Source organism: Paralcaligenes ureilyticus, from assembly GCF_004346225.1.
GTDB classification, from domain to species: Bacteria; Pseudomonadota; Gammaproteobacteria; order Burkholderiales; family Burkholderiaceae_B; genus Paralcaligenes; species Paralcaligenes ureilyticus.
Map to the genome: position 1 here is coordinate 246373 of NZ_SMAJ01000003.1, position 20583 is coordinate 266955.

Annotated in this window: 19 protein-coding genes and 6 pseudogenes; 11 read left to right on the plus strand and 14 right to left on the minus strand. The window is 54.3% G+C overall.

Annotated features, from left to right (window positions below; all coding sequences use genetic code 11):
* Positions 1-81 precede the first annotated feature (81 nt).
* Positions 82-489 (plus strand): helix-turn-helix domain-containing protein, encoded by a 408-nt coding sequence (locus EDC26_RS20295; protein ID WP_243700820.1) that lies wholly within the window; start codon positions 82-84, stop codon positions 487-489.
* Positions 490-525: 36 nt separating this feature from the next.
* Here EDC26_RS20295 and EDC26_RS20300 read toward each other — a convergent pair.
* Positions 526-726, minus strand: a pseudogene (locus EDC26_RS20300) (IS66 family transposase); the annotation flags it as partial.
* On the opposite strand from EDC26_RS20300, the gene EDC26_RS20305 reads away from it, so the two are divergent.
* The gene (locus EDC26_RS20305) at positions 661-861 is read left to right on the plus strand and encodes a hypothetical protein (RefSeq protein ID WP_243700821.1); all 201 of its coding nucleotides are present in this window, start codon (positions 661-663) and stop codon (positions 859-861) included. The pseudogene EDC26_RS20300 and the gene EDC26_RS20305 sit on opposite strands and share 66 nt — an antisense overlap.
* A complete protein-coding gene (locus EDC26_RS20310; RefSeq protein WP_243700797.1) occupies positions 764-997 on the plus strand; it encodes an IS66 family transposase in 234 nt (77 codons plus the stop codon). The genes EDC26_RS20305 and EDC26_RS20310 overlap by 98 nt, the downstream gene beginning before the upstream one ends.
* Here the strand turns inward: EDC26_RS20310 and EDC26_RS20315 are convergent.
* Positions 892-1137, minus strand: a complete 246-nt coding sequence (locus tag EDC26_RS20315; RefSeq protein WP_243700822.1) for a hypothetical protein — start codon at positions 1135-1137, stop codon at positions 892-894. The genes EDC26_RS20310 and EDC26_RS20315 overlap by 106 nt on opposite strands.
* A gap of 285 nt (positions 1138-1422) precedes the next feature.
* Between EDC26_RS20315 and EDC26_RS05780 the strand changes: the two are divergent.
* Together EDC26_RS05780 and EDC26_RS05785 are read left to right on the plus strand one after the other, a co-directional pair.
* Positions 1423-1944, plus strand: a pseudogene (locus tag EDC26_RS05780) (group II intron reverse transcriptase/maturase); the annotation flags it as partial.
* 109 nt (positions 1945-2053) lie between these two features.
* A pseudogene (locus EDC26_RS05785) lies at positions 2054-2826 on the plus strand (IS256 family transposase).
* A gap of 162 nt (positions 2827-2988) precedes the next feature.
* Here the strand turns inward: EDC26_RS05785 and EDC26_RS05790 are convergent.
* Both EDC26_RS05790 and EDC26_RS20320 read right to left on the minus strand, forming a co-directional pair.
* On the minus strand, positions 2989-4584 hold the full coding sequence (locus tag EDC26_RS05790; RefSeq protein WP_132580383.1) for an amidase: 1596 nt from the start codon (positions 4582-4584) through the stop codon (positions 2989-2991).
* 73 nt (positions 4585-4657) lie between these two features.
* Entirely contained in the window at positions 4658-5041 is a 384-nt protein-coding gene (locus EDC26_RS20320; protein WP_132580385.1) for a Bug family tripartite tricarboxylate transporter substrate binding protein, read from the minus strand.
* On the opposite strand from EDC26_RS20320, the gene EDC26_RS05800 reads away from it, so the two are divergent.
* Positions 4961-5350 (plus strand): cysteine hydrolase family protein, encoded by a 390-nt coding sequence (locus EDC26_RS05800; RefSeq protein WP_243700798.1) that lies wholly within the window; start codon positions 4961-4963, stop codon positions 5348-5350. The genes EDC26_RS20320 and EDC26_RS05800 overlap by 81 nt on opposite strands.
* Positions 5351-5463: 113 nt before the next feature.
* On the opposite strand, the gene EDC26_RS05805 is transcribed toward EDC26_RS05800, so the two are convergent.
* The gene (locus EDC26_RS05805; protein ID WP_132580387.1) at positions 5464-6252 is read right to left on the minus strand and encodes an IclR family transcriptional regulator; all 789 of its coding nucleotides are present in this window, start codon (positions 6250-6252) and stop codon (positions 5464-5466) included.
* Positions 6253-6450: 198 nt separating this feature from the next.
* Between EDC26_RS05805 and EDC26_RS05810 the strand changes: the two genes are divergently transcribed.
* From EDC26_RS05810 to EDC26_RS05825, 4 genes are all read left to right on the plus strand, one after another.
* The gene (locus tag EDC26_RS05810; protein ID WP_132580389.1) at positions 6451-6663 is read left to right on the plus strand and encodes a hypothetical protein; all 213 of its coding nucleotides are present in this window, start codon (positions 6451-6453) and stop codon (positions 6661-6663) included.
* Entirely contained in the window at positions 6639-8102 is a 1464-nt protein-coding gene (locus tag EDC26_RS05815; RefSeq protein ID WP_132580391.1) for an amidase, read from the plus strand. Before EDC26_RS05810 ends, EDC26_RS05815 begins: the two co-directional genes overlap by 25 nt.
* A gap of 56 nt (positions 8103-8158) precedes the next feature.
* A complete protein-coding gene (locus EDC26_RS05820) occupies positions 8159-9043 on the plus strand; it encodes a polysaccharide deacetylase family protein (protein WP_132580393.1) in 885 nt (294 codons plus the stop codon).
* 273 nt (positions 9044-9316) lie between these two features.
* Entirely contained in the window at positions 9317-10732 is a 1416-nt protein-coding gene (locus EDC26_RS05825) for an MFS transporter (RefSeq protein ID WP_132580395.1), read from the plus strand.
* 525 nt (positions 10733-11257) lie between these two features.
* Here the strand turns inward: EDC26_RS05825 and EDC26_RS05830 are convergent.
* From EDC26_RS05830 to EDC26_RS05855, 7 genes and pseudogenes are all read right to left on the minus strand, one after another.
* A pseudogene (locus tag EDC26_RS05830) lies at positions 11258-12426 on the minus strand (IS4 family transposase).
* Positions 12427-12650: 224 nt separating this feature from the next.
* Positions 12651-13481 (minus strand): HTD2 family dehydratase, encoded by an 831-nt coding sequence (locus EDC26_RS05835; RefSeq protein ID WP_132580397.1) that lies wholly within the window; start codon positions 13479-13481, stop codon positions 12651-12653.
* Positions 13482-13509: 28 nt separating this feature from the next.
* The gene (locus EDC26_RS05840) at positions 13510-15867 is read right to left on the minus strand and encodes a CaiB/BaiF CoA-transferase family protein (RefSeq protein ID WP_132580399.1); all 2358 of its coding nucleotides are present in this window, start codon (positions 15865-15867) and stop codon (positions 13510-13512) included.
* Positions 15867-16268, minus strand: coding sequence for a MaoC family dehydratase (locus tag EDC26_RS05845; RefSeq protein WP_132580401.1), 402 nt, complete (start codon positions 16266-16268; stop codon positions 15867-15869). Before EDC26_RS05845 ends, EDC26_RS05840 begins: the two co-directional genes overlap by 1 nt.
* Positions 16269-16309: 41 nt before the next feature.
* Positions 16310-16819 carry a hypothetical protein gene (locus EDC26_RS05850; protein ID WP_132580403.1) on the minus strand — a complete coding sequence of 170 codons (510 nt, stop codon included), beginning with the start codon at positions 16817-16819 and terminating at the stop codon, positions 16310-16312.
* Between the two features lie 394 nt (positions 16820-17213).
* Positions 17214-17361, minus strand: a pseudogene (locus tag EDC26_RS20555) (GMC oxidoreductase); the annotation flags it as partial.
* A gap of 83 nt (positions 17362-17444) precedes the next feature.
* Entirely contained in the window at positions 17445-18053 is a 609-nt protein-coding gene (locus EDC26_RS05855; RefSeq protein WP_165930927.1) for a cysteine hydrolase family protein, read from the minus strand.
* Positions 18054-18366: 313 nt separating this feature from the next.
* Here EDC26_RS05855 and EDC26_RS05860 point away from each other — a divergent pair.
* A pseudogene (locus tag EDC26_RS05860) lies at positions 18367-19362 on the plus strand (IS4 family transposase); the annotation flags it as partial.
* Here the strand turns inward: EDC26_RS05860 and EDC26_RS05865 are convergent.
* Together EDC26_RS05865 and EDC26_RS05870 are read right to left on the minus strand one after the other, a co-directional pair.
* On the minus strand, positions 19358-19747 hold the full coding sequence (locus EDC26_RS05865) for a transposase (RefSeq protein WP_132580407.1): 390 nt from the start codon (positions 19745-19747) through the stop codon (positions 19358-19360). The pseudogene EDC26_RS05860 and the gene EDC26_RS05865 overlap by 5 nt on opposite strands.
* 114 nt (positions 19748-19861) lie before the next feature.
* Positions 19862-20221 carry a helix-turn-helix domain-containing protein gene (locus EDC26_RS05870; protein WP_341802606.1) on the minus strand — a complete coding sequence of 120 codons (360 nt, stop codon included), beginning with the start codon at positions 20219-20221 and terminating at the stop codon, positions 19862-19864.
* Positions 20222-20583: the final 362 nt, after the last annotated feature.

Below are 20583 nucleotides of genomic sequence, written 5' to 3' on the forward strand. Positions count from 1 at the left end.
ACGTCAAGAATGGCGTATTTATTAGTCATTCAGCGTTTTATTCCAGACAATTAGTGGCCATTATTTGTTGAAATAACGGTCATGCTCCACTCTGCGCAACTTCCCGACAATATCGATGCCCTGAAGGCCTTGTTATCGGTCAAATACGCCGAGCTCGCCGCCTTCGAGCAAGAGTGCGGGCGATGGAAGTTCGAGCGCGAAGCCCTGCGTCAGGAAAAGCAAGACGATAAGCAGGAAATCATTCGCCTGACGATGTCTGAGGCTGAAAAACTGCTTGGCGTGACTCATTATATGATTCGGCGTTTGATCAACGATCGGGTTCTGCCCGCCGAACAGGTGATGCCCGACGCCTCATGGCAGATCCATGCAAGCGATTTGCGCAGCAACGCTGTTATGGCGGCGTTGACGCGCAAACATCGCCCGTGTCGTCACAACGTTGAAGGACAACTCCCAATGTTTACCGAGGTTTCGGAAGGAGGTGCACAATGAACGCCCCTTCGCAATGGGCCGGATCTGTCGTTCGATATAGTTGTTATCCATCGGTACGCGCCCATCTTCCAGGTAGCGTGTCCAGGCATCCCAGCGGTTGAGGCTGTAATCCAGTTTCTTGGCGGTCGTTGACCCATCGGGCACGCGTTGACGTTGTGCCCGCATCCATTCGTGAAGCTTGTCGGCCAGGGGCTTGGCCTGCTCCTGTCGGCGTTGCTGACGTTGCTCAGCAGACAACCCCTTCAGTTCGCGCTCAATGTCGTAGAGCTGATTGATGTATTTCACCGCTTACCCGGTCACCGGGCTCCTGCTCGATTCATACAGATCGAAGAAAGCGCGGCGCGCATGCTTCTTATGTCGAGCTCGGCATAAGGCGCACGCCCGACGCAAGTTCTACGATATTCACGTTAAAGACACCACGCCCATTACGACGCATGTGCTCAAGCGTATTGCCAAGCTGTACAAGATCGAATCGGATACGGGCAAGGTCTGCCCCATTACTCGGTAGACGCGGAACCACTTTATCCACAGCAGGTACACCCTGGCGCTACTGTGTTGGACGCAGCGATCGGCACTCCAGATGCGCAGCATGTCCGAGGTCGTCGGAACGGTAGTCGCAGGCATGGGATCGGCGGATTTGCTATACATGGCGGGCATCGAATATTGACGGCTACACCGCATAAGGCGCTGCCAAGCAGGGCGAGTGGGCCTCTAACCACGAAGCTCTTGTGATCAAGGCGAAGCGGCGTAAATCCGGCGGCTGTGCGGTGAAGGAATAGGCCCCTTACCTGGGAAGGTCTCGCCTTATGCCTGAAAGGGCAACGGTCGTTTAAACCGGAGCGAGAAGTCAGCAGGGGTCGTAGTAACGGGAGGCTGGGCCGGGAAGGCTGAAATCGACCGCGAAGGACCGAACGAGAGGGAGTATGACTCACTATGATGATGTTAACGGTACGGCCTCAGATGCCCGCGCAAGCGGGGCGGGATCCCGACTTGGACGGTGAAGCCGGCCAAACGGCGTCCAGCGAGGAAACCAATGACCCGTGCCATGGAAAGGAGCGTACAGGGTCAGCGCTGCTGCAAGCGGCGCTGACGCGAGAGAACCTGAAGCAGGCGTTCAAACGGGTGCGGGCCAACCAGGGCGCGGCAGGCGTGGATGGGCTGGATATTGACCAGACATCCCGGCTCCTGGCCAACACGTGGCCCGGCATCCGGGAACAATTGCTATCAGGGGCGTGCCGGCCTAGCCCGGTACGCCGGGTGATGTTTCCCAATCCGGACGGCGGCCAGCGCGAGCTGGGCATCCCGACGGTGACGGATCGGCTGATTCAGCAGGCGCTGCTGCAAGTGTTGCAGCCTCTGCTCGATCCCACTTTCAGCGAGCATAGCTACGGCTTTCGGCCGGGACGGCGAGCGCAAGACGCGGTCCTGGCCGCTCAAGCCTACGTACAGTCCGGTCATTGCGATGTACGCCCGGGGCATGACAGTGCGCGAGATTTAGGGCGACTTGGCCGAGATATACGCGGTGGATGTGTCGCCCGATCTGATCAGCCGTGTCAAGGACGCGGTGATAGGTGAGGCCGTGGCGTGGCAATCGCGCGCCCTTGAGCCGATGTATCCGGTGGTGTTCTTCGATGCGCTGCGGGTGAAGATTCGCGAAGACGCGGTGTGCGCAACAAGGCTGTGTACCTGGCGCTGGGCGTGTTGCCCGACGGCTCGTGCGATATTCTGGGCCTGTGGATCGAGACCACCGAGGGGGCCAAGTTCTGGATGAAGGTCTTTAACGACCTGAAGACGCGTGGCGTGGAGGACATTCTGATCGCCGTCACAGACGGCCTCAAAGGCATGCCCGAGGCACTCGAAGCGGTGTTTCCCGCGACGACACTCCAGACCTGTATCGTGCACCTGATTCGCAACAGCCTGGGCTACGCGGGCGGGAAGGATCGTGGAGCGCTGGCCGCCGCCCTCAGGCCCATCTACACCGCCGCCAGCGCCGAAGCGGCGCTCACCGCCTTTGAGGATGGTCCCCGGAACCAAAAGCTGCCCACCGTGGCGGCGGCTTGGCACCGGGCCTGGGAGCGGGTCATTCCGTTCTTTGCCTTCCCCCGGCCGTGCGCCGGGGGATCTACACCACCTGCCATAGAGAGCGTGAATTCGAGGTTGCGCGAGATTCTCAAAACCCGGAGCCACTTCTTCAGCGATGAGGCCGCCTCCAAGCTGATCTGGCTGGCGCTGCGCAACATCACCGCCAAATGGGGCGATCCGGCGCGGGACTGGAAAGAAGCGATGAATCAATTTGCCATTCTCTACGAAGAACGGTTTACCGTGGGCCTCGCGTAAAATGAAGACCGATTTTACCACCGCGCCGCTCGTCTCTGGCCTGAGAGGGGCCGACGGCGGCGCCGTGGAAAAGTCTCATCGTGCCTCATACACAAAAAAAACTGACACCCCTACAGTGGGTGTGCGGCTGAACGGAACTGAATTGACCAGTTCCTCTTTCCCCTAGTCGAACGGAAAGAGGGCGGGATCCACGCCCCGGTGATGAGAGCGGCGGATGCGTTCGCCCATTGCGAAAGCGAAGGGTGCGACGGCACACAATTGACGAAAAAGAACTTCGTCCATTTGAAGTCCCGCCCGCTCGAGCGAGTGCCGCACTAGCTGCTGGACGGAACTCGAAGTTTCCCCCACCTCTTCGTTTGTCGTGGAAGGAACGACGAGCGAGGTGGGCAAAGTATCAGCGGGTGGCGTACGTTTGTACCAGCCCGTCGCTTTCTCGTAAGCATGGGCAACACGCAAGACCCTCCAATCTTCAAATGGTCGCCCCGCGATCTGAATTGACAAGGGAAGGCCCTCGGTTGTGAAACCTGCGCAAACCGAAATGGCAGGAGCACCGGTCACACTGAATGGCGTGTATATGCTCGACACCTTCCATGCGTTTAGCACTCGATACTCTCCCCGCAGGCGCGCAGGATTGCCTCCCGCGGTAAGGAGGACGTCGTATCGCTCGTATAAGTGCTTCATCTGGTCGAGCAGGCGCCGACGCTCGCGTTGCGCACAGATATAATCTACTGCGTCAAATAGACTACCGGCTAAAGTTTTGCTCAGAAACGCACTGCCATACTCGGTCATGCGAGCTTGAAGCTGTTCTACATGAACCGCGAAGATTTCACTTTCACCAATAACCCATTTGACATCGTTATACTCGCGTAGCGGCGCCATTCTTGCAGTCTCGACTGACGCCCCGCATTTGACAAGAACCTCAACCGCTGACTCGACAGCAGCGACTGCCGCGCAGTCCAACTGCAGATCATCCTCCCAAAAATGCCGTACGAGGCCCACACGTAGTCCACGCAAGTCCTGCGAAAGGTCGAGGCCAGAGCTGTGTGCGCTATCCGGATGAGGTTCATTGTGTCCCGTTAGCGCCTGCAGAACTAGTGCACAATCTTCGGCCGTTCTGGCCATCGGTCCACAATGATCGAATGTGAATGAGTTTGTCATGACACCCGTTCGGTTGATCAATCCGTAAGTCGGCTTGAAGCCAGCTATACCAGTCGCCCCCGCAGGGATACGAATGGACCCGCCGGTATCGGTGCCAATAGCAAACGGCACCATTCGCGACGCAACCGCTGCCGCAGAACCGCTGCTCGATCCACCAGTCGCATAGTCAAGATGCCAGGGATTGCGTGGTTCCGGCCATGGCGTGTGCTCGGAGTGTCCACCATGGGCGTATTCAAACGTGGCTAGTTTGCCCACGAGAATAGCGCCTGCGTCATAGAGGCGCCGTACTAATATCGCATCTGCGCTTGGTACTCGATGCATCCCTACCTTTGAATGCCCCGTCGTTGGTATTCCAGCTGTATCAATAATGTCCTTCAACGCGAACGGCACGCCATGCAGGGGGCCACGCACCCTACCCAGCATCAGCTCCCTTTCAGCACTAGTTGCCTGCGCAAGCGCATGCTCCGGAGTCACTGTAATAAATGCACGGATGGTTGGGTTGAGATCGGTGATGCGTTCAAGCACGCTGCGCGTAAGCTCGACAGGCGACACCACTCGTTTACGAATCAAATCAGCTGCCTCGAAGACCGTGCACTCCATGAGCGGGAACTCCTAGATGATATACAGTGCGGCATCCAAGCCGCTCGTAGTCTTTACAAATACTGTCGGTGCGTTACTCTACGCTAATATTAGCCTCCTCAGCGACTCGCTTCCATTTTGACAAATCATTGTCGAAAAATGTGCGGTATGCAGCAGGGGTGCTTCCTATGACAACGACATCTTGTTCACGAAGGTGCTTGACGATTTCCGCGTCAGAGACTGCTTTAGCTGCAGCCTTTGAAATAGTGCTTATGATGTCAACCAGAGTACCCGAAGGGGCGTCCAAGTCATACCAGCCTAGCACATCGACATTTGGGTAACCCAATTCTGTCATGGTCGGTACATCTGGAAGGACTTCCGCCCGGGATTTCCAGAAGTGAGCGCAAAAAATAAATCGTTTTACACCATCAAGGAGACGGATTGTTTCAGCTTTGACGATGTCAATGTGAAGATTCATTCGAGCCTGGCTCCCAAGCCGAATGACACAGTCGTGACAAAGCATCGAGTAGGCGCCTTTGCCGGCACCGATCTCGACATGATTTTGTGCTCTAACAGTATCGACACACTATTGCTCGCTGGCATTGCTACAGGTGGTGTTGTGCTCTCGACGCTGCGTTACGCCGCAGATGCCGATTATCAGCTACTAGTTATAGGGGACTGCTGCTCGGACAGCGATCCCGAGGTTCACAGTGTTTTGATAGATAAGGTCTTTCCTCGACAGGCCACTATAGTGTCATCTGACACAATTATCGGTGCACTTGCCTAGACCTGAGCAGCAGCGTGGCCGACTGCTGCTACCCTCATGCAAGTCACACAATCAGCAGGTGCAGCCAATCCGACAAAGTAAAGCATGTGTAGTCACGGAGTAACCATGATCACTTACGAGATAATGGCGTTTCCCATAATGATTTTTCGCTCTATACGATCAACCGCCGACCGCATCATCATGACAAGTTCGCTGCAACGTTTATCGGTAAGGCGTGGCGTGTGTATCACGACGCTAATGGCCGAGAATACCTGGCCTGCCGCATTGTGAAGTGGTAATCCGATTGCAGAGAGTCCGACGACATCCAAATCACGTGAAAGCGCATAGCGAAGCTGGCTGGACTGGCGCACTGATTCCAATGCTAGCTCGTATGTTGTCAACCCATAGTGATGGAACCGGTGCGAGTTCTTTTTGACAATCAGCTCGGCCTCTTTCAGATCCATTCCCATGAGAAGCGCGATTCCGCTTGCGCCTATCCCTAACGGTCGGCGTCCGCCAACATCGTGAAGCATGGCTCGGGATTGGGCCGTACTGTCTTCGCGTGCCATGCAGACGAAGTCGAGCCCGCTGCGAACGTTCAGATAGACGGTTTCCTGGCTCTCTGACACCAGTTGACGCAGCGCGGGTTGGAAGATACTGCGAAAATCCGATCTGGCCGGTATGCAAAGACCAAGCTCAAAAATAAGCGGGCCCAGGACATAACGCTTGGTCACTTCGTCGTGGTCCAGCCATCTTTCCAGCAGGAGAGCCTTAAGCATACGATGCACCGTTGCGCGTTCGAGCTGGGTATGTTGTGCCAATTCGCTAAGGCGCACACCGTGTTGCCCTGCGGCGGCAACGTTCTGAAGAATGGTGCTGGCTCGCCGGATACTTTGCGTGCCGGCAACCTGATTTTCTGTCATCAACTTATTTCTTTCCGAGATTCGTTTTACCGCCAGAATATATGAGGATTATGTCACGATGTGGACTCTTTCTCAATGTGTATCTGGACGCGCGAAAGCGACTCAATCATTATGTAAAAACAATGCTGCTGAGCCAATCATGCTCCTTGATATCGTAGAAATATCAAGCATGAGAATTTTGATCTAAAGGATTTTGCCTTGGAACTGAACGCTGATTTTTTAAAATTGTATGAACAGGCTTTTTATGGGAGAGACATCCTGGCGATAAGGGCTGAGGAACTTGCTCAAGAGTTGCGTGCTCTTGTCGATGCCGCTGGTTTTCAAACAAAACTGCCAGGTTTTGAGGACTCACCTGACCGGTTTGCGGCAGCATTGGTTGATACGGCATGGGTTGGGAGAGCGCAGCGATGACAGTTGAATTAGTCGGACTGACTTTAGCCCAGGCGTCGGCAGGGCTGGACGAGGGACAGTTTTCGTCCATAGAACTGGTGACAGCCTGTTTGGATCGTATCGAGGCGTTCGGTTCGCAATTGAACTGTTTTGTCGAGATCGCAGCCGAAGAGGCCATGGCCCAGGCCACACTCGCTGACGAACAGCGAAAGCAGGGACAAAGTGATGGGCCGTTGCAGGGTATTCCTTTAGCCGTGAAAGACATGTTCTTCAACTCCGGAAAAGTGTCGTCAATGGGTTCGAGACTAGGTTCGAAATTTGTACCAACCACTACCGCGAGCGTACTTAAAAAGCTGGAAAGTGCAGGCGCGATATCGATCGGAACATTGCATATGGCGGAATTTGCAGCCGGCCCCACGGGACAGAACGATTATCTAGGATTCTGCAAAAACCCTTGGAACCAGACTCATATTACCGGCGGTTCCTCCAGCGGCTCGGGTTGCGCGGTCGCGGCGCGCATGGTTTACGGGTCGATTGGTTCGGACACTGGAGGTTCGATACGACTGCCGGCTGGCATGTGCGGTGTCGTCGGCCTAAAGCCGACGCACGGCCTCGTCAGCCGTCATGGCGGAATGCCGCGCTGCTGGTCGCTGGATGTTTTCGGACCCATCGCCCGCACCGCTATGGATTGCGCATTGTTGCTGGAAGCCATCGAAGGTTTCGACCAAAATGATCCGGCAACCTATGTGGCCCATCGTCGCATCAATTCCGCGCGTTTGGGGAAATCGCTAAAGGGGATTCGTGTCGGTCTGCCAGGAAACTGCTTTGCCTCGAATGCCGCACCCGAGGTGGTGCAAGCCTTGGACGATGTGCTTGATGTATTGCGCGAAGTCGGATGTACCGTTGTTCCAATCGATCTTCCACCTACAGAGCCCATCTATGCCTTGACCCAGATCGTAAACAAGGCGGAGGCAGCAGCTCTACATTCAGCATGGCTTGCCGCCTATGGCGACGAGTACGGAATGTCCACCAAAACACGTATGGAGGCTGGTTTCTACATTCCAGCGACGCTTTATTTGTGGGCATTGACGGCCCGGCCAAATATATTGCGTGGGTTTGTCGAGTCTGTCTTCACAAACGTTGATGTGCTATTGCTTCCGCTGCTTGCGCAGGAAGTGCCTGCCATTGCCGACGTGGATTTGACAGTGTCGGGCGACGTGCCGGCGACTATTGACCGGATTACCCGCTATACACGCTGGGTCAGTTATCTCGGATTGCCTGCCATTGTCGCGCCTTGTGGGTTCTCACGCAATCGCTTGCCGATCAGCTTTCAATTGATGGGCCGCCCCTATTCGGAACAACTATTGTTGGATCTTGTACACCAATACGAGGGTATGACCGCATGGCATCGACGTGCACCTGCTTTGGAGGCTTTGCCGACAAGCCAGGAGGGTGGCTGACGTAAGTTCAGTCATGATCCGGTAGGAGTCGTTTTCAACAAGATAGAGAGCCGCATATGCCAGATAACAACCCTCGCATTCCGTTCCAGCTGTCGTCCGAACGCCCGAAGCTCAAGGCGTTCAGAGGCAAGCCCATTATGGTGCACATCGTTGTGAATCTGGAGGTGTGGCCGTTTGGCCAGCCAATGCCACGCACGATACTGCAAAACCCGCATGGTAAATCGCCGGTTCCGGACATCGGAAACTATAGCTGGGTGGAGTATGGTCTTAGAACCGGCGTGCCGCGCCTCGCTCGAATTTTTTCGCAGCGGCAGTTACCAGTGACGAATATGATGAGCGCCTCATTTCCGGACTACTACCCGCGCTGTGCGGAGTTAGTACAGCACGCAGAGTGGGAGCTGGCCGGCCATTCATTGTTCCAGCGCTCGTTGCTTTACGACGAAAACGAAGAGGCTGTCATCGACGAAACACTCGAGAGACTCGAAAAATTCAGCGGCAAACGGCCGCGAGGCTGGTTGGGACCCGGTTTCGGCGAGAGCATGAATACACCTGATATATTGAGGAGCAAAGGAATTGAATTCATCTACGATTGGATGGTCGACGATACGCCCTGCTGGATGAGAACCAAGAATGGCCACTTGCTCTCGCTTCCCTATGCGCTAGACCTGAATGATGTGGTGATCTTTGCGCTTGAGCACCATTCGGCCGAGGAATACTACAAGCGGTTTCAGGACACTGTGGATTATTTTGCCTCGGAGCCACAGTCCCCTCCCCGTGTCATTACGATGGCACTACATCCACACATTATTGCGGTGCCGTACCGATTAGGTACATTCGAGCGCACGATCGACATGCTGCTGAAACGTGACGATACGGTTTTCGTTGTCGGCTCGCAAATCGCGGATTGGTACATAGAGCAGAATTCTGCTGAGCATGGTTAGAGCCCTTGCACTGCTTGCTACCAGATGGCGAAAAAACCAATACCGAATCTATTCCAACATATGGACGGTTTCTCGAATTCAGTTTGGACAACTAAAAATCGCTCGACCATGATTCACCCAATGTAGGGAATCGCGTATCACTATAGATCTCTCATCGAACACTTCAACAACTGCATTACATCGCTTGAACCGCTTGCAATCTGGCAAGTGATTGGTTTTTATGAGCTGGACTGCCGTCGACTAAGGATTTATTTTCATACGAGGGGATAACTGATGAATACGCAAACACATCCGCAACTTGGCGAGTTGGGTCAGGTGGAGGCCAATCTGTTGGCGCGACTGGACAATATTCCTATCACCCGGGGAATATGGACGATCATAGGTTTGGTCACTATGGTTTGGATAATCGAGGCATTCGATATCGGGATGATCGGATCAGCGTTGGTTTTCTTGAAGCAGACTTGGCCCCTGACATCCGCGCAAACAGGAATGCTGGGCAGCGCAGGAACCTTTGGCATTGTAATCGGGCTGCTGCCCGCTGGGTGGCTTGCTGATCGTTATGGTCGTAAGAAGGTGCTGTTGGTTGGCGTAACGGTGTTTTCCGCTTTCACGTACTTTGGGGTCTTCACCACGAATATTAATCAGTTGGCCGTCCTGCGATTTGTCGCAGGCCTTGGCGAGGGGGCCGTCTTTACCGCGCCGTATCTCATAATCGCTGAATTCGTTAATAAGAAGCGTCGTGGCGAAGCAGTCGGCTGGGCGAATTTCCTGCTCACTGCGGCCTATGTCCTGCCGAACGCCGCTGGCGTCTGGACGATGCATCGAGGATTCTCGGCGGCGCTGAGCTGGCATATCCTGTTCAGCATCGGCGGTGCGCTGATAATCATCGTTCCAGTCTTGTGGCTATGGCTGCCTGAATCGCCAAGATTTCTGCTCAAGCGTGGTAAGGTCGATGAGGTGCGACGCATGATTGAGCGTTTCGAGGACGAAGCCCGCCTGCCCCACGATACGGCGCTTACCAACGCCGATACACTGTCAGCGATCCAGGCTGCCGCTGATCGCAGATGGGGCTTTCGAGACTTACTGCGCCAACCGTACCTCAAACGCGCCTTCGTGTCTTATTGCGCGCTAGGTTCGCCCCTGGCTTTGTTTTACGCGATGCTGGTATATGGGCCGACGATATTCGCCCAAATGGGTTTTGGCAGTTCGAATTCACTCCTGTATGTTGGCTGCCTGCAAGTGGTATCTGGCTTTGGCACCATACTAGCGTCGTTCTGTAGCGACAGATTTGGGCGCCCGAAGACCCACGCTACATTCATGTTCATAGCCGCTGTCTGCCTGGTTCTGGTTGGCCTGCAACTGCCTACGCCCTTTATGATTGCGGCCGCCGTTATGGCATGGTTCTTCGGGCTGGGTGGATTTGCCATGTCGAAGCTGTACATGTCTGAGCAGTTTCCCACGCAACTCCGAGCGACCGGCGCGGCTACGGGCGAAGTAGTCACGCGTTTTCTGCTGGGAGTGGTGATGGTGTATTACATTCCTGCGCTGCTGAAAGTCCTTCACGCGCAGGGTTTGTTCATGATTTTTGGCCTGGCTATGGCTTTGCTGGTCTTGCCTCTATTGCTGGTCGGTATCGAAACGGCCGGCAGGAGCGTGGAAGAGACCGGCAAGGATGGGATCCTCAGTTAAAGGCAGAGGTCTCAGCCACTTCTGTAGTGAGTTTTCTTGTGCCGTCGATAAAGATTAACTTTCACGGGCGACCTGAAACTCACGACGTCAATGTGCAGGACGACCTGCTGGTCAAGCTGCGGGTTTTTTATCTGCTGGCCTGCCGTTATTTGGGCTTGACCAGATTGTTTGCGATTCACTAAGCGCAAGGCTTAAGGCTTCATTGCGACTTTCGCGCCAAGCCCAGTACCTTGCTCAAGCTGTGCTATTTGCAGCTCGTGAATTTTATGGTTAGTTCAGTGTTGTGGAGATTGGACAGGTGTGGCCATCCTATATCACTTGGCCGGACTACTGGTATCAAACCGTACACCGGCAGCGGCTATAACATGACGCTTTAAACACCAGCAAGATTTCCTCAACCGTCAACACGGCCAGGCCGGTTGCTTACAAATAAAACCAGCGGGACCTAAGCCTTGAACACGACTAACATCACCATGCGAACGACTCGAACCATATCAAGCTATAAGCTCTATCACTAGTGTCAGGTTAAAAATCGAACAAATTCAATTGGTTAGGGAGGTCGGTCGGATTTTGAGAAAGCCCATTACCCGTAAAGGCGCATGATAGCTGGGTTTTCTCAAAAAGAGAGACCGACAGAATCTGTAGAATTTCATAGAAAGAGGCATCGATTTGGCGTTCCTTTTTGATGATCGCGATCATCAAAAAGGTGGCCACGGTACACCAGATTTGAGTCTTGACGGCATTTTCGCTGGTGCCGATAAATTCCTTGATGCGCAGGTGTTGCTTGATCCACTTGAAGAAAAGCTCCACCTGCCATCGGCTCTTGTAAAGGGCGGCAATGGTCAAGGCGGCCAAGGCCGTGTTGTTGGTCAGAAACACCAGGGTTTGGCCAGTATCGGGTGCTTTGAAGCGGATGCGTCGCAGCAACTCGGGGTAGCCGTGGGCACTGTAGTACCCGTCCAGCGCAATAGTTGGTCGCGGATCACGCCAGCGACTCGGTCGGTTGGGGCTGAGTACAGCCGGTGTGCCTTCATGTTGCGCTTGGCTCGGGTGACAAAGAACGCACCCGCCTGGTGCAGTGTGTAGAGGCGGCTGAAATCCAGATAGCGGCGATCCGTGGCGAAGAGGGCGGGGACCTCCAGGGGGAGCAGATCCAACACATTGACATCGTGCACCTTGCCATCCGAGATGTGAATGAAGGTGGGGATGTTGCCCCGCAAATCGAGCAGTGTATGCAACTTCACCACGGCCTTGGCACGGCGAAATGGTGCTCAAGGAAACAGCGACAGGCACAGGTCTATGGTGGTGGCATCGAGGGCGTAAACGGTGTTCTCCAGATCGATGCCAAAGCCGTCGTTGCCATAGAGCTTGCGCGCACGTTTGATGAACAACGCCGCCAAGTCCGCCCAGATGCGCCAGTCCCGCTCTTCGTTGGCATCGGCCAGTGTCGAGCGCCGTATCGGCGAGCGAAAGCCCATGGCCAAAAGCTTCGTGCGATTGGCCAGCAGACACGCTTCGATGTCTCTGAGGCTTTCCCGGTAGGCCAATTGGGCGAAGGCCGTCGCTCGAAACTGTTTTGCATAGGTCAAGCTTCTGGCTTTGGCCTCGCCACCGTACTTGGCCACGATGCGAGAAAAGCTTGTCCATGGAACGAACTCCATGAGCTGCGCAGACGGTGTTCTGCCCGTATACATGGCCTGCCTCCAGAGCGTTTGATCTCTGAAAGTTACAGGAGCCCAGGGTTTCGTGTTTCAATTTCAAGGCGCCACCAAAAAAAGTTGTTCGCGAGGCCGCGCCAATGCTTGCTCTAGGTGCAATTTTTAGTCGTCCTACCGGACAGTAGTAATAAAGGAATTCGACTCATCTGACCATGCACTGATAACGTTAAAGAGTTGCGCTGACAGCGTACCGTATTGCTTTACTGGTCGAAATGCAAGGTCGCCTGATGCGCCAGAGTGTTTTCTTGTTCCGCCCAAAGAGTCGCCTCATCGTCAGCGGTGATTTGCCCCGCGATGGTGAATTCCGCGGGTGCAATCAATGGTCGTATCCCGCGGAACGCGAATCGGCAGATACGCTTGGCTGGATGGGCATTCTGGAAGCTTTGAAGCATAAGCGTTGCTATCAACGGGCCGTGTACGACGACGTTGGGATAGTTTTCTTTTTTGGTCACATATGGATAGTCGTAATGGATGCGATGACTGTTGAAGGTAACCGCAGAATAGCGGAATAGCAACGTGTTAGTCGGCTGGATTTTTTCACGCCATTGTGGCTCAGGTGTGGGCTCCGTGCCGATGAGATTCGGGCGTGAGGGTTCTCTATAGACGATGTCTTGCTCCTCGGAGATTGCGACTGCGCCATGTTGCATATACTCATGCTTGACAGTAACAAATATGAGCTTACCTTGGCGTCCTTGTTTTTCCAGGATGTGCGTAATGGTAGAGGACTTGGTCGCCGGTTGGCCGACAATCAGTGGCTTGACGAAATCCAATCGGCCGCCTGCCCACATGCGAATCCGAGTGCCGGTAGGGGGTAGAAAATTGCCGGTCGGAGGATGGCCGTCTGTGCCTATTTCGGAGGTGGTAGTGGAATCCACGAAGAATGCCCATTGCCATAGCCAAGGAAGTGGTTCGCCGGCCAGCGGTGCGGAGACGTTTAGCGCTAAAGCGACTCTTTTAGCATGTTCTGCGTCGAGGGGGGATGCGATAGTGATGCTGCGGTTGAGCCAAGAGGAATAGTCTGATGAAGTCATGATGTTTCTCTAAAATGTTTTCAGTTGGTTAGTACACGACTTTTTTATCAGTCAGAGCCTCGATTTCGGGGTCGGTCATGCCCAGCCAGCCGCGAAGGACTTCGCGGTTGTGCTGTCCCAAGGTAGGCGCAGGCCTTTGGATGCAGTCAGGCATATTGCGCATTCTCCAGATAGGACCATAAAGGACCTGATCGCCCATCTCAGGGTGGTAGACCGTTTTGAAATAGCCGCGCTCTTTGAGTTGTGGATCCTGCAGCAAGGTGGGGACATCATGGGCGACGCCGGCTGGTACACTCACTCTCTGGAGTTGTTGCATTGCCTCTAGGGGAGTCCGCACGGAACACCAGTCGGACAAGACCTGATCGATTTCGTATTTCCGTGCGCTCCGGGCAATTGGATCGATCATATCCGGATTGTCGCGCAGGTCAGGTCGGTTCAACACCATGCACAGTTTTTTCCAGGTACCGAGATCCAGAGCGCTCACGGCAATCCAGGTCTGATCATCCTTGCAGCGATATACCCCTTGGTGAATGGCGGCGGGGTCAGTATTTCCGGTTTTGGAGGGTTCTCCTCCATTAATGCAGTCTAGTGCGCGATCGGCGGCAAGCAGTATCGATACTTCTAGTTCGGACACATCGATGTATTGACCGCGAGCATGACGGTGGCGATCGCTCAGCGCGGCCAGGATCGCCACCACTGCAAAGAGCGCTGAGCCAGTGTCAGGGAATACTCCGCCCAATGCGTTGGGGGCACCGTCACGGTATGCGGTCAATACGTTTAGCCCGGCCCAGGCATCTAAGGACGGTCCGTAGCCGACATAGGCTTTCTGCGGGCCATCCTGACCGAAAGCAGATAGCGAAGCCATGATGATGTCTGGTTTTACTTTGCACAAGCTTTGATAATCGAGCCCCAGACGTTTCATGACGCCAGGCGAAAAGTTCTCAATGACCACGTCGCTTTGTGCTATCAGGTCTTTGGCTAATTTTCGTCCTTCGGGGGTGGAAAGATTTAGTGTCACGCTGCGTTTGCCCCGATTCTGGGCATTCCAGACCGCACTGTGGTTAAGGCCAGGCGCTTTGTTGGGGTAAGGGCCCTGTCGGCGATGAATGTCTATCCGGTGCTGACTTTCTATCTTGATGACATCGGCTCCCATATCGGCGAGCGTCGCGGCACAATACGGGCCCGCCCATACATGGCCGAAATCGATGATCCTGACTCCTGCCAGGGGAGCTGTGTTCTTTTGGCGAACGTCAGGCTCCAGGGGTCTTGCTGCTTGCGCTGCCGGCGGGGCGGCGCATACGGAAAATTTGAAGGGATGCGATAGGCTGATGTATGGCCGCTGGTCACTGCGGGAACCCGTTACGAAGAACTCTCGATGATGCAACTGAGGAATCTGCAATATGTCGGCGACGTTGTTAACGGGGGCAAAGGGTACGGCACGCCGTTGAGCTTCCCATGCCAGTGTGCGTCGCGTCTGTTGCATCAGCCAGGGGGTAAGCAAGTGTTCGATTTCTGCCCGCTCTTGGAAGCGATAGTCGGGGTTGAGGTAGCGTGGGTCTGTTGCCCACTCAGGGCTGCCCATCATGTCCACCAACCCCTTCCAGTGGTGTTCCTCTACAACCTGTAGAAATACATATCCATCTTTACAAGGTTTCACACCCCACGGGGCAAGTTTCCAAACTCGCATGAAACGTGACGCGGTGATATCTTCATATTGAGAAAGTGCCAGTTCCCGCCGCAACGTAGGCAGCAGGCTTTCTAGTGTCGAGATATCGACATGTGTGCCTGCGCCGCTTGCCCTCCTGTTGTGTAATGCGGCCAGGGCTGCACCGGCAGCGCTGATGCCTGCATAGATAGACACCAAAGAGGCGGGCATTTTGAGTGGAGGCTGCTCTGCATTGCCTGGGGTGATGTCTCGTGGTGTCAGGTGCGCCAGGCCGGAAAGATAGGATATTTCGAGATCGGATGCGTGGAAGTTGCTGTACGGACCATTCTGACCAAACGGCGTGACAGACGCCATGATGATGGCTGGATTGACGCTGGCGATAGCGTCGTAGGTCAAATTCATCGTGCTTAGGCTGCCGGGTGCATGATCTTCCAGCAGTATGTCGGCATCCTTGATCAACGTGCTGAGCTCATTTCTGCCGCTAGGACTGGACGAGTCCAGGTCAATTACCTGCTTGTCGTGATCGAGGTAGTCGTGAAATAGCGGGTCTGGAATATGTTGATGCGGGCTTGGAATTGTATCCTTGACCAAAATGACGCGAGCACCAAAATCGGTCAAGAGCTTGGCTGCAAAGCCGCAGGCAACACTTTCTCCCCATTGCAGGACAGTCAGGTTTGCGAGGGAGGTCACTTCAGTCTGACTATGCTGTTCACGATCCATCAGATCACTCCGCTCGCTTTACCCGAGATAACTTTTTGGCCGTTCTGGTTTTCGATCCAGACATCGCAGTGCACGCGAGTGCCTTGTTCGAGCGGTTCAAGCTCGGTGACCTTGGCACGCGCAACGCAGAAATCTGTGACGTAAACCGGACGGAGGAATCGGATAGCGCATTTTCCGCCCTCAACCCATCCTTTCCCGAAAGACATGCGTAACTGGCGGAAAAGCAGTGCGGCAACCTGTGGGCCAGTTGCAACGGGGGCCGGCAGCCCTTCGCGCTGAGCAGCTTCCATGTCGGTGTGGATGGTTTTGGTGTCTCCGCGCTTGAAATCTTCCAGACGGAATTGACAGGCAATTTCAGGCAGTTCTGTGCCGATGGCTACGGTATTAGTGAGTACGGACATTGGTTTGCTCCTTTGGCATATATTCGAGGAAGAACGTCAGATCAGATTTTTTCGGCTTTGATGCCGGAGTCGACACCTGTGCCCGCACGTGGCGCATTGCGATCCACGACATCAAGTACATGAGTGCGTTTGGTGCGAAAAACCAGTGCGCCTTCTGGGTCGGTGGCTTCTGCCTGATAGGTCACGAATTCCCGATCATTTTTGATGTATTTGTCTGCTACGCTGGCTTGGATGTGCAACGTCACGCCAGGCTTGATGGGTTTGATGTTTTCCATTTCCCAACCGCAGAACAGACCGCGGATGTTGTACGTCCGCGAGAGCAACCAGCGGGGTGGCCGATAACTGATTTGTGGCGGAGCGATGCGACCTTGCCAAGGGGATTCCAGGCTATACCAAGTGTCGAAATCGCGATCTATATTGCACTGCTCATCGATCATGCCTTCTGTGACAACCCATTCCATTTCGCCCAATATTTTGCCGATCTCGATGTCTTCATAAATGGTGCGTGGACCATTTCCATCTTCTGCTACGCGTGCGTGTTGCGTGACCATGTGATTACTCCTTTGCGGTTTTCGGGCCGCGCTGTATTGCGTAGCCTATTTTTTAATTATAAACATTCGAATTAATTAATCAAATCATTCGAATAATTTAAAATAGCTAAAGCGCTAGAAGAGACCCGTCTCAGGGCCGGTTTGTATGAGTCACATGGATGGTCGGTGAATGCGTGCCTATTCAGAATTGCAGCCTTAAACACAAGCTGTGCTTGCCGAGCGTGGACTGGCACAGCCAGGCCGTTAGTCCCGTGTCTTTCTGGGTAACGACCTATGCGCATAAGGCCAGCAGGTGCAGTGTGGCTGTGCACTTTTGCTTGCGCTTGGTGTTTGCTGGTGATGGTTGGGTTTGTCAGTTAGCGAAGGTTTGGACTGGCATCTCTTGTTTGACGCGTCATGCGTCCGCCAGTACAAAGTCTGCTCCTCGCTCGCCTATGATAATGGTTGCTGAATTGGTATTTGATGAGACAATCGTAGGCATGATTGATGCGTTGAGTACGCGTAGGCGAAACGCCATGCACGCGCAGGGGAGTGCCAACCACTGATGCTGTCGCGGGACCCTGCATACGTGTCATGTCATGAAATAGATGGAGCTTGAGTCGCCCAGTGCTTTATGTTGAGCGCTTTATGCATCGACAACATAGCCCTCTTTATGCACCTTTTCTATGAGCGTCGTGTTGTCCAATACGATGGCAAAATTGGGTATGCCAGTCGTAAAGGAGTTCTCGTGAGGAGGACGAGCGGGAGCGCAACAGGCATCCTTGGCGACCACCATGCGGTATCCAAGGTCAAAGCCGGATCGTACGGTGCTTTCGACCACCATATGTGTAAACGCACCGGCGACAATAATTTCCTGGATGCTTTGGTTACGCAGCAGTTGGTCAAGGCGTGTTCCTGCGAAAGCAGAGACACCTATTTTATAGATGACCTCTTCTTCTCCCAGAGGAGGGATAAGGAACTCAATACCTTTACTTCTTTGTGCTAACGCAAGAATGTCTCGGGGAGCTTTGCCAGCAGCCTCTGCATTGCTTGTACGGATTGCGTCGAACGCGCCCCGTATATAAGGCCGGGTAACGCCAACATGAATTACCGGCATACCGACGGAACGTGCGGCAGCAACCAAAGCGGATGCTGCTTCTACGGTAGTGGCAGGAATCGATGTGTCTTGGAACTTTATGATATTTGGGTCCAGGATTGCACGCTGGATATCCAGAAGAACGAGGGCAGTAGCCATTTTAATCTCCATGTCTAAGATGGTATTCAGAATATGGTCGGATTGGTTGGTTTTTTTTACCAGTATTTTTAGTCTCTGATATCTTCAGGATGCACGATTTTGTATTTTTTCCTGTTAGGTACATATTGTGCTTGTATTTGATTTGAGATCTTAATTTATTACATTTTTTCAGCAGTGTCCGGTTAAATACCGCTTGAAACGCGTGAAGCCCAATATTGACATGGCTTTGCAGTTGATTTTATTGGGTGCTGATTTGAATCTTGATTTCTCATTTTGTGTAACTTTCCGGGGTTGATACCCTGGAAGGCGAGCCATGAATGTAGGCAAGACGCTGTTTGCACAGATCATGGAGTTTGTTCCGTGGACGAGTTTCGCGCGCATCGTGAATCGCAACTCTGGCAATGCCGACGTACGTCGAATGACGTGCGCCGACCCATTCCGCGTCTTGGCCTTTGCCCAATGACGTGGCGCGAGAGTCTGCGCGATATCGAAGCAACGTTGGGCGCCAACGCCAACAAGCTGTATGCGATGGGTTTGCGTCATGCCGTGCATCGCTCGACGTTTGCCGATGCGAACGATTCGCGCGAATGGCGCATCTGGTCCGATCTTGCCGCCGTGCTTATCCGCCACGCGCGCAAGCTCAAGCTCTACCGCGACGAGGGCTTGGGGTTGGATTTGACCAATACCGTGTACGCGCTGGACTCGACCACGATCGATCTTTGCTTGAGCCGGTTCGACTGGGCGCCGTTTCGCAAGACGAAGGTGGGCGTGAAGATGCACACGCTGCTGGATTTGCGCGACGTGATTCCCGCCTTTATCCACATCAGCGATGGCAAGATGGGCGATGTCAACGTGCTCGATTTTCTGCCTGTCGAAGCAGGCGCGTTCTACGTGATGGATCGCGGCTATCTGGATTTTACGAGACTCTACGCGTTGCATCAGGTTGGCGCCTTCTTCGTGACACGCGCCAAACGCAATATGGATGCCCGACGCGTGTATTCCAGCGCAACCGATCGTACAGCGGGCGTGATCTGCGATCAGGCCATCGCCATGAAGGGTTTTTACGTACCGAAGGCCTATCCCGAGCGTTTGCGGCGCATCCGTTTCAAGGACCCCGAGTCGGGCAAGACCTTGATCTTCCTGACCAAACAATACGACGCTGCCGCCGCTGACCATCGCCGCGCTGTACAAGAGTCGCTGGCAGGTGGAACTGTTCTTCAAGTGGATCAAGCAGCACCTGCGCATCAAGGAATTCCTCGGCACGAGCGAGAACGCGGTGAAGACGCAAATCTGGTGCGCCGTGTTTACCTAGGCGTAAACAGGTCCAGGACTCTGCCGATCTCGGACCAGAGGGAGTCCAGGGTTCGTTTGGCGGCCTTGCGTAAAATGGCCTTGAGTTTGGAAAACATTTTTTCGATCGGATTGAGGTCTGGCGAATACGGTGGCAAGTAGCGCAGTGTGGCGCCCGTCGCTTCGATGGCGGCCCGGACACTTTCCACGTTGTGGCAGGACAGGTTGTTGGCCACCACGATGTCACCCGGTTGCAGTGTCGGGGATAGGCAGGCTTGGATATAGGCGAGAAAGGCGGCTCCATTCATCGGGCCGTCCAGCACCAGCGGAGCGGTGATCGCATCGTGACGCAGGCCAGCAGTGAAGGTAGTGCTCTTCCAGTGGCCGCGGAGAACCGAGGCGATGCAGCGCTGGCCGCGCGGCGAACGACCCGTTGTCGCGTCATGTTGGTGGCCGTGGCCGTTTCATCGAGAAAGACCAGATGCCGAGAATCCCAGCACCGCCGATCATCGATCCACTCAGTCCGTGCCTGACGCACGTCCGTGCGTGACTGCTCGCTGGCGTACAGGGTTTTTTTTAAAACTCAACCCCCATTTGTCCAGTTGATGCCAGAGCGCCGGCACCTTGATCTGGATTCCTTCTTGCGCCAGGCGCTCACTGAGCTCCACGAGCGTCAGATCGGGCGTCGCTCCAATCCACTGCCGAATCTGTGCTTCCTTATGCGCAATGCGTGAGCGTCGATAACCGCCCATTTGTAAGCTATGGCGCTGGCCGTCTTCCTCCCATCGCTTGCGTACCTGATAGACCCACAACCGACTCACTTCGTAGCGCCTGGCGATCGCCGTAGGGCCTTCACCGCGTTCCAATGCGCCCAGAATACGATCTCGAAGATCTTACGAATACGCGTCCATGATTTGCCCCCCCCTCGACCGTGATGGAAGGTAGTCTACATTATGTATATATTTAAATAAAAAATGCTCTAGTGTTCGACTATCCGGTATCGACCGGGGTGCGTCGTTGCGACACTTGCGAGAGGCACTTATCGATCAAGGTATCCAGTGCGCCGGTCTCGTAACTGGCTATCTACTGACGAACGTTCGATTGCATACCCCTAGCAGCAATGCCGCTTCGCTTTGACCAAGTCGGCCTGATTGCCAACTCTGAAGGCCTTCTTCAAATCCACATTCGGATATCCTGCAACCATCTCGCTTGGCTTTGAGGGGTGCGCTTCATCCTGCAC

Excerpts from the sequence above, each read along its gene's own strand:
- EDC26_RS05790 (WP_132580383.1), bottom strand. The coding sequence starts at position 4,584 with ATGGAGTGCACGGTCTTCGAGGCAGCTGATTTGATTCGTAAACGAGTG.
- EDC26_RS20320 (WP_132580385.1), bottom strand. The coding sequence starts at position 5,041 with ATGAATCTTCACATTGACATCGTCAAAGCTGAAACAATCCGTCTCCTT.
- EDC26_RS05825 (WP_132580395.1), top strand. The coding sequence starts at position 9,317 with ATGAATACGCAAACACATCCGCAACTTGGCGAGTTGGGTCAGGTGGAG.
- EDC26_RS20310 (WP_243700797.1), top strand. The coding sequence starts at position 764 with ATGTATTTCACCGCTTACCCGGTCACCGGGCTCCTGCTCGATTCATAC.
- EDC26_RS05835 (WP_132580397.1), bottom strand. The coding sequence starts at position 13,481 with ATGACTTCATCAGACTATTCCTCTTGGCTCAACCGCAGCATCACTATC.
- EDC26_RS05845 (WP_132580401.1), bottom strand. The coding sequence starts at position 16,268 with ATGTCCGTACTCACTAATACCGTAGCCATCGGCACAGAACTGCCTGAA.
- EDC26_RS05815 (WP_132580391.1), top strand. The coding sequence starts at position 6,639 with ATGGGTTGGGAGAGCGCAGCGATGACAGTTGAATTAGTCGGACTGACT.
- EDC26_RS05805 (WP_132580387.1), bottom strand. The coding sequence starts at position 6,252 with ATGACAGAAAATCAGGTTGCCGGCACGCAAAGTATCCGGCGAGCCAGC.
- EDC26_RS05855 (WP_165930927.1), bottom strand. The coding sequence starts at position 18,053 with ATGGCTACTGCCCTCGTTCTTCTGGATATCCAGCGTGCAATCCTGGAC.
- EDC26_RS05850 (WP_132580403.1), bottom strand. The coding sequence starts at position 16,819 with ATGGTCACGCAACACGCACGCGTAGCAGAAGATGGAAATGGTCCACGC.
- EDC26_RS05840 (WP_132580399.1), bottom strand. The coding sequence starts at position 15,867 with ATGGATCGTGAACAGCATAGTCAGACTGAAGTGACCTCCCTCGCAAAC.
- EDC26_RS20295 (WP_243700820.1), top strand. The coding sequence starts at position 82 with ATGCTCCACTCTGCGCAACTTCCCGACAATATCGATGCCCTGAAGGCC.
- EDC26_RS05820 (WP_132580393.1), top strand. The coding sequence starts at position 8,159 with ATGCCAGATAACAACCCTCGCATTCCGTTCCAGCTGTCGTCCGAACGC.
- EDC26_RS20315 (WP_243700822.1), bottom strand. The coding sequence starts at position 1,137 with ATGTATAGCAAATCCGCCGATCCCATGCCTGCGACTACCGTTCCGACG.